6 protein-coding genes are annotated in these 7,192 nt (G+C 68.5%); 1 reads left to right on the top strand and 5 read right to left on the bottom strand.

Annotated features, from left to right (window positions below; translation table 11 throughout):
- Positions 1-45: 45 nt before the first annotated feature.
- Genes gmd through wbaP form a run of 3 tightly spaced genes read right to left on the bottom strand, consistent with a single transcriptional unit; the run spans position 46 to position 3,783 of the window.
- The gene (gene gmd / locus AC3WPZ_RS27220; protein ID WP_492442461.1) at positions 46-1,197 is read right to left on the bottom strand and encodes a GDP-mannose 4,6-dehydratase; all 1,152 of its coding nucleotides are present in this window, start codon (positions 1,195-1,197) and stop codon (positions 46-48) included.
- Between the two features lie 19 nt (positions 1,198-1,216).
- The gene (gene fcl / locus AC3WPZ_RS27225) at positions 1,217-2,197 is read right to left on the bottom strand and encodes a GDP-L-fucose synthase (RefSeq protein WP_382322279.1); all 981 of its coding nucleotides are present in this window, start codon (positions 2,195-2,197) and stop codon (positions 1,217-1,219) included.
- Positions 2,197-3,783 carry an undecaprenyl-phosphate galactose phosphotransferase WbaP gene (gene wbaP, locus AC3WPZ_RS27230; RefSeq protein WP_492442463.1) on the bottom strand — a complete coding sequence of 529 codons (1,587 nt, stop codon included), beginning with the start codon at positions 3,781-3,783 and terminating at the stop codon, positions 2,197-2,199. The genes fcl and wbaP overlap by 1 nt, the downstream gene beginning before the upstream one ends.
- Positions 3,784-4,135: 352 nt before the next feature.
- Here wbaP and AC3WPZ_RS27235 point away from each other — a divergent pair, with 352 nt between their 5' ends.
- Positions 4,136-4,564: a helix-turn-helix domain-containing protein gene (locus tag AC3WPZ_RS27235; protein WP_382153045.1), complete on the top strand. Its 429-nt coding sequence runs from the start codon at positions 4,136-4,138 to the stop codon at positions 4,562-4,564.
- A 126-nt stretch (positions 4,565-4,690) separates the two neighbouring features.
- On the opposite strand, the gene AC3WPZ_RS27240 is transcribed toward AC3WPZ_RS27235, so the two are convergent.
- On the bottom strand, positions 4,691-5,158 hold the full coding sequence (locus AC3WPZ_RS27240) for a hypothetical protein (RefSeq protein ID WP_492442466.1): 468 nt from the start codon (positions 5,156-5,158) through the stop codon (positions 4,691-4,693).
- A gap of 85 nt (positions 5,159-5,243) precedes the next feature.
- Positions 5,244-7,192, bottom strand: a 1,949-nt coding sequence (locus tag AC3WPZ_RS27245) for a carboxypeptidase-like regulatory domain-containing protein (protein WP_492442468.1), incomplete at its 5' end; no start/stop codon positions are given.

The raw sequence follows: 7,192 nt of genomic DNA on the forward strand, positions 1-7,192 counted from the left end.
GGGGCGGTGCGCAAGGGGGCGGACATGGGGATCGGCACCGGGTGGTCAGTGTTCGCTGGAGACGGCCACGGCGTAGCCGTGGTGCTTGAGCAGGGCGTGGCGCTGGGCGTCGGCCAGGTCGGAGACCACCATCTCCGTCACCATGTCCTGCAGCGCGATCCGGGGCACCCAGCCCAGCGTGTTCTTCGCCTTGGCCGGGTCGCCCAGCAGGGTTTCCACCTCGGTCGGGCGGAAGTAGCGCGGGTCCACCTTCACGATCACCTGGCCCGGCCGCAGCGCCGGCGCCTTGTCGCCTTCGACGGCCTGCACAATGGCCTGTTCGTTCACGCCCTGGCCCTCGAAGCGCAGGGTGATGCCCAGCTCGCGCGCGCTCATCTCGATGAACTGGCGCACGCTGTACTGCACGCCGGTGGCGATGACGAAATCTTCGGGTTGTGCCTGCTGCAGCATCATCCATTGCATGCGCACGTAGTCCTTGGCATGGCCCCAGTCGCGCAGCGAATCCAGGTTGCCCATGTAGAGGCAGGGCTCCAGCCCCTGGGCGATGTTGGCCAGGCCGCGCGTGATCTTGCGGGTGACGAAGGTCTCGCCGCGGCGCGGGGATTCGTGGTTGAACAGGATGCCGTTGCAGGCGTACATGCCGTAGGCCTCGCGGTAGTTCACCACGATCCAGTACGCGTAGAGCTTGGCCACGGCGTAGGGGCTGCGTGGGTAGAAGGGCGTGCTTTCCTTCTGCGGGATTTCCTGCACCAGGCCGTAGAGCTCGGAGGTGCTGGCCTGGTAGAAGCGGGTCTTCTTCTCCAGGCCGAGGATGCGGATCGCTTCGAGCAGGCGCAGCGTGCCCAGGCCGTCCACGTCGGAGGTGTATTCGGGGCTTTCGAAGCTCACCGCCACATGGCTTTGCGCGCCGAGGTTGTAGATCTCGTCGGGCTTGGTCTCCTGCACGATGCGGATCAGGTTGCTGGTGTCGCTCAGGTCGCCGTAGTGCAGGTGGAAGCGCGCGTCGTCGATGTGCGGGTCCTGGTAGATGTGGTCCACGCGCTGGGTGTTGAACTGGCTGCTGCGGCGCTTGATGCCGTGCACGATGTAGCCCTTTTCGAGCAGCAGCTCGGCGAGGTAGGAGCCGTCCTGCCCGGTGACGCCGGTGATGAGCGCGACCTTGGGCTGGGTGTGGGGGATGGGCGGGTTCTGGGTCATGGTGTTGGGCTCGCGAATGTCAGTGGGCGGCGGCGTGCTGCAGGAAGTCCTGGTACGTGAGGGCCAGGCCGGCGGGGAGATCGACCTTGGCCTGCCAGCCCAGGCTGTGCAGGCGGCTGCTGTCCATCAGCTTGCGGGGCGTGCCGTCGGGCTTGCTGGCATCGAAGCGGATGCCGCCCTCGAAGCCGGTGATGCGGGCCACGCTGTGCGCGAGCTCGGCGATGGTCAGGTCCGACCCGGAGCCCACGTTGATGTGGCTGAGCATGGGCTGGGTGTGCTGCTCGTAGTCGGCCTTGGCCAGGTTCATCACGTGCACGCAGGCGGCGGCCATGTCGTCGACGTAGAGGAACTCGCGCATCGGCTTGCCGCTGCCCCAGATGGCGACCTCGGGCGTGCCCGCCATCCGGGCCTGGTGGAAGCGGCGGATCAGCGCGGGGATGACGTGGCTGTTCTCGGGGTGGTAGTTGTCGCCCGGGCCATAGAGGTTGGTGGGCATGACGCTGCGGTAGTCCACGCCGTGGCTGGCGCCGAACTGGCGGTTGTAGCTTTCGCAGAGCTTGATGCCGGCGATCTTGGCCACGGCGTAGGGCTCGTTGGTGGCTTCCAGCGGCGCGGTGAGCAGGGCGTGCTCGCTCATGGGCTGCGGCGCGAGCTTGGGGTAGATGCAGCTCGAGCCGAGGAACAGCAGCTTGCGCACGCCGTTGCAGAAGGCGGCCTCGATCACGTTGGCCGCGATCATGAGGTTCTGGTAGATGAAGTCGGCGGGGAACACGCTGTTGGCGTGGATGCCGCCGACCTTGGCCGCGGCGAGGTAGACCTGTTGCGGTTTGGTGCGCGCGAAGAAGGCGCGCACGGCGGCCTGGTCGGTCAGGTTGAGGTCGGCGTGCGTGCGCGTGACGATGTGGCTGGCGGGATGGCCGGCCGCGCGCAGCTGCCGCACGATGGCCGAACCGACCATGCCGCGGTGACCGGCGACGTAAATGGTGTCAGGGGTGTTCATCAGCAGGCTCCTTCTTGTCTGAGGACCACGCGCACGGTGCGCAGCATGATCACGAGGTCGTACCAGAGCGACCAGTTGCGCACGTACCAGAGGTCCATGTTGATGCGGTGCTGGAACGTGCTGGTGCTGCGGCCGCTGATCTGCCACAGGCCGGTGATGCCGGGGCGGGCCTTGCCGTAGGCGGCGATGCTCTTGCCGTACTCGTCCAGTTCGCGCGCCAGCAGCGGGCGCGGGCCGACCAGGCTCATGTCGCCGCGCAGCACGTTGATCAGCTGGGGCAGCTCGTCGATGCTGGTGCGGCGGATCAGGCGGCCGATCTTCGTGATGCGCGGGTCGTTGGCGAGCTTGAAGTTGCTGGCCAGGTACTGCACGTAGAGCTTTTGATTCTCGGTCTTCCAGCGCTCCAGGGCGCCGTCGGCGTCCATCACCATGCTGCGGAACTTGATGAAGTCGAACAGCTGGCCGTCCACGCCCACGCGCTTCTGCACGAAGAAGGCGGGGCCCGCGTCGTCGCGCTTGATGCGCCAGGCGACCCAGGCAAACAGCGGCGCGAGCAGCACCAGCAGGGCCGTGGCGCCCACGATGTCGAGCGCGCGCTTGAGCACCTGCGGACCGCGCCGGTTGAGGTTGTTGCGCGCGCGCAGCAGCAGCACGTCGTGGCTGAAGAAGTGCGAGACCTCCATGCCGTAGATGGGCAGGCCGCCGAGCGCGGGCACCATGACGAGGTCGTCGCGCGTGAGCATGAGTTCCTCGGCGAGTTCGCGCAGCCAGTTGTTGTCCCGGATGCCGAGCACGCCCACCAGCTGGTGGGGCCCGGGCCGGGCGAGGAACTCGCGCACGCCCGGGGTCAGCGCGGTCGGTGCGGCGACGTGCCCGCCGCCGAGCTGGACCAGCCGCGCGCCGGGGTCGGGACAGACCACGGCCACCGGCTTGTAGCCCAGCAGCGGCTCGCTGGCCAGGGCGGCCGCGGCCTTCTCCACGTCGTCGGGGTGGCCGATGAGCACATAGGGTTGCGCGAGCAGGCCCGCGCGCAGCAACCCGTGGCGCACGGCCAGGCGCGACAGCGGCAGCAGGACGAGCACCAGGCCCCAGGTGGCGCCGGTCCACAGGCGCGAGAGCGGCCACTTGGCGAGGTAGATGACCATGGCATCGAGCAAGGCCGCGAGCACGATCACCTGGATCAGCTGGCGGGTCTCGTCCCACCAGGGCTTGCGGCGGTGCGCCGAGTAGTGGCCCTGCACGGTCCACATCCAGCTCACCATGGTCAGCGCGACCGCGGCGAACAGCGTGAGGCGCAGGTGGCCATTGGCGGCCCACCACACGTTCATGGCCTGCGAGAGGCTGATCTCGTCGCGCAGCCACGCGGGCAGGCGGCCCGCCACGAAACACAGCGCGAGCACGCACAGATCGGTGAGCACCAGCCAGGCCTTGACCTTCTGCTGGCGCCGCGCGAGATCGGCCCAGGGGAGCAGGCTGCGGGCGAGGTCGTGTTCGTTGTAAAGCGGGACGACGACGCCCGGGCCGGCTTCGGTGGGCGCGGGCGAGGGTGACGGCCTCTCCCGGGGATGGGTGCGCGCGCGGGCCATGTCAGTCAGCGCCCGCTGAAGATGGAACGGGCCGATGGCGGGGCCCCATGCCGGTGCATGGAATGCACTCGGAAAGCGCGCGCGGCGCACAGGAATAACGGGTGACTGAAGCACGGCATAGGTGCACTCCCTGGGTTCGTTGACGGTTCGCAGGCATGCAGCGCTGCGTTCGCCTTTTCTTTTTAGGCCACGAAAAAGCGCGAGATGTAACGAGCTTTGAGTTAAGCCACGAGGCTTGTGTAGGACTGAACCTTGCTTCGATGTGAGGCCAAGTGCCGTGCGAGGGGTGTGCGCCTTAATTGATGGAACTTATGTTCTTGAGCGGACTCACAATGCGCCAGGAGGTGAAGCGATGCGAGTGGCCGAAGCGATCGAGCTGGATGCGAAAACCGAGCGTGCCTTGCGCACGCTGGCCCAGGGACGGCGGGTCGAGGCCCGCGTGAAGCAGCGCGCCAGCGTCATCCTGCTGGCGGCGCAGGGCTGGCAGAACAAGGACATTGCGGACGAGGTCAAGCTTGATCGGCGGCAGGTGGCCTTGTGGCGGCGGCGCTTCATCGAAGGCGGCCTCGAGGTCCTGCTGCAGGACGCGCCGCGTTCGGGGCGCACACCGAGCGTGACGTCGGCGCTCGAGTCGCATATCGTGAGCACGACGCTGCACGAACAACCGGCCGAAGCCGCGCAGTGGAGCACGCGCACGCTGGCCTCTTACCTGGGTCTGGGCGCCACCACCATCCGCCGGGTGTGGCAGCGCAACGGCATCAAACCGCACGCGGCGGAGTGATCAAGTCATAAGTGCAGACCAAAATGGCGCAGTGCAGCAATTGACCTGTTGAATGGCCGTTTGCGCGCGGATGAGGGGTTTACATCCCGAAACCCGTTTTCGTGGACCAGCGGCCACGACGAACGGTTAAATGGCCGAGATGTCGGTCTGCACCGGCCAGTGAAGCGCGTTGGCGCGGCTGTCGCCGGTGCCGAAGCGGTGCTGCAGCAGCACGGTGTATTGCCCCGGGCGGGTGCCGCAGAGGCGGTAGCCGTCGGCCACCGGGCTGAGCTGAACGCCGCTTTGTGGGGCGGTTTGCAGCTCCCAGGTGCCGAGTTGGGGCGCGGCGCGCCGCAGCGAGACGCAGAAGCCCCGTTTCATGTTGGACATCACCACCAGGCGTTGTTCGGCGCTGGCCTTGCCGTCGGCGGTGTCGAGCAGTTGGGGGTGGCTGTTTTCAATGACCCGCATGATGGGCGGGATGACGATGCGGAAGTCGAGCGAGGCGCCGACCTTGCCCTGAGGCACCAGCACGCTCTCGCCGATGCTGGTCGCGGGGACCAGCATCAGGGCACTGGCGGCCAGTGCGGGGAGGGCGAGGCGGTGGGGGGGCATGACCCACTATCGGCCCACTTCCTCCAAACTTAATACCCCTGCTCGGGGAAGGCTGGCGCGCCGCAAGGGCATGCCCGGCGCGGGTTCACTCGCTGCGCTGCACCGGAATGCTGACAGAGGCGCTTTCCCGCAGGCGCACGTCGACCTTGGCCTGGCCCTGGTCCACCACGTTCCAGGGCAGTGGCAGCGTCTCGCCGCGCACGCTCACGGTGCGCGGGCCGCCGGCCACGAAGGGGAATTCGAAACGGCCCTGGCTGTCGGTTCGCACGGCGTAGCGGTTGTCCAGGTAGACGGTGACGTTGGGCACGCCCTGTTCGCTGGCTTCCTGGGTGCCGCTGCGGTTGGCGTCGAAGTACACCGTACCGACGATGCGGCCGCCGCCGTCGCTGGCCCGGCCGCCCAGCGGCACGTTGCGGCTGCCGGCTTCGAGCTCGTAGCGCAGCACGGCGTAGAAGGAGCGGTCCGACTCGGGGATCACGATGGCCAGCGGCGGCGCCAGCGGGTCCAGCGAGGGGTTGAAGCGGCTGCGGCCGGTGGAGCGGTTGTAGTTGGCCTCCACGCTCCAGCGCGGGTCGATGCGCCAGTGGCCGCCCAGGTTGAGGCTGTGGCGCGATTGCCCGGTGTTGCTGTGTTCGGTGTTGAGGTTGCCGCGCAGGCTGGCCTTGTTCGTGATCGGCGCGGACACGCTGAGCGCGGCGCTCCAGACCGATTCCCGGGGGCGGCCCTGGTAGGCGTCGTAGGCGCCGGTGCCCAGGCTGGTGGAGACGGCCCAGCTCTGCGGCACCAGCCATTCCTGGTCCCAGGTCAGCCAGCGCGAGTGGGCCTCGTTGTCGCTGTGCACGAACTCCAGGCGCATGCCGCTGTGGCCCCAGCCGTTCTGGAAGCGCCAGTCGCCGTAGCTGCTCCAGGCGTCGCCGTCGAAGCGGCGCACCGTGGTGCCGGCGCCCACGGTGTGGTCGCGGTTGAGGCGCCAGCGCGCCGAGCCGGTGGCGAAGAAACCGCTGCCGCTGCGCCCGCTGATCGAATCCAGCCAGTCCACCGAGCCCTCGGCCGACCACTGGCGCGTGCGCCAGCTGGTGCGCGCGTAGGCGCCCACGAGGTCGTTGGCCAGCGGCAGGTTGGCCCAGCTCAGGTCCTGCTCGAGCCGGTAGGCGCCCAGGCCGTGCCGGCGCGGGCCGTCGTCCCATTCGCCGTCGACCCAGAAGCCGCTGCGCGCGCCGTTCAGGTTGTTGGCCTGGGTGCGCAGCACCTGGCCCTGGATGCTGTGCTCGGCACCTTCGTGCCGCAGCGCCAGCAGGGTGGAGTTGGCGTCGACGATGTCGCTGGCCTGCAGCGGCACGTCCAGGTTGGAGACCTTGCGCGCGTCCTCGTGCTGCAGGGCGAGCGTCCAGCCCTGGTGGGACAGGGGGTTCGCACCGTCCGCGTTGAGGCGCCATTGCCCACCGAACGAGGTGCGCTGGCCCGGAAGCTTGCGAAAGCCGTTGGCCGGGAGGAAGTCCAGCCGGCCGGGTTCACCGGTGCTGGCCTGCAGTTGCAGACCGGCACCGGGGTTCTCCCACTCGGTGCTGATGCCCTGCACGATGGCCGAAGGCAGGTAGATGCGCGCGGGCAGGCGCAGGATGCCGGGCGTGGGCGGGTTGATCACGCCCAGCTCGTTGCTCATCAGCCAGCCGCCGGAGAGCGGCATCGCGCGCTGGCGCAGCGTGAGCGTGCCGCTGCTGTCGCTGGGCGCGTAGGTGCCGTCGATGGAGAGGGAGCCGTGGTTGGGCGTCTCCAGCAGGCCGTAGATGCCATAGCCGATGCGGGTCTTGCGCGCCGCGTCGAAGGGCTGGGTGCCCAGGCGGGTCTCCAGGCGCAGAAAACGCGGCCAGCCCTGGCGGTCGTAGGCATAGGCCTCGGCGTCCTCCGCCGGTTCGGGCGGCAGGCCCTCGATCACCCGGTCTTCGTAGGCGGGTGCGCTGGTGGGGTACGGGGATTGGACCGGCATGGCCTCGGCCACACTGATCGGCGTCATGCGCAGCGCACGCAGCACAG

Source organism: Hydrogenophaga sp. FW305-3-2-15-A-LB1, assembly GCF_058787875.1.

Excerpts from the sequence above, each read along its gene's own strand:
- gmd (WP_492442461.1), bottom strand. The coding sequence starts at position 1,197 with ATGACCCAGAACCCGCCCATCCCCCACACCCAGCCCAAGGTCGCGCTC.
- fcl (WP_382322279.1), bottom strand. The coding sequence starts at position 2,197 with ATGAACACCCCTGACACCATTTACGTCGCCGGTCACCGCGGCATGGTC.
- wbaP (WP_492442463.1), bottom strand. The coding sequence starts at position 3,783 with ATGGCCCGCGCGCGCACCCATCCCCGGGAGAGGCCGTCACCCTCGCCC.
- AC3WPZ_RS27235 (WP_382153045.1), top strand. The coding sequence starts at position 4,136 with ATGCGAGTGGCCGAAGCGATCGAGCTGGATGCGAAAACCGAGCGTGCC.
- AC3WPZ_RS27240 (WP_492442466.1), bottom strand. The coding sequence starts at position 5,158 with ATGCCCCCCCACCGCCTCGCCCTCCCCGCACTGGCCGCCAGTGCCCTG.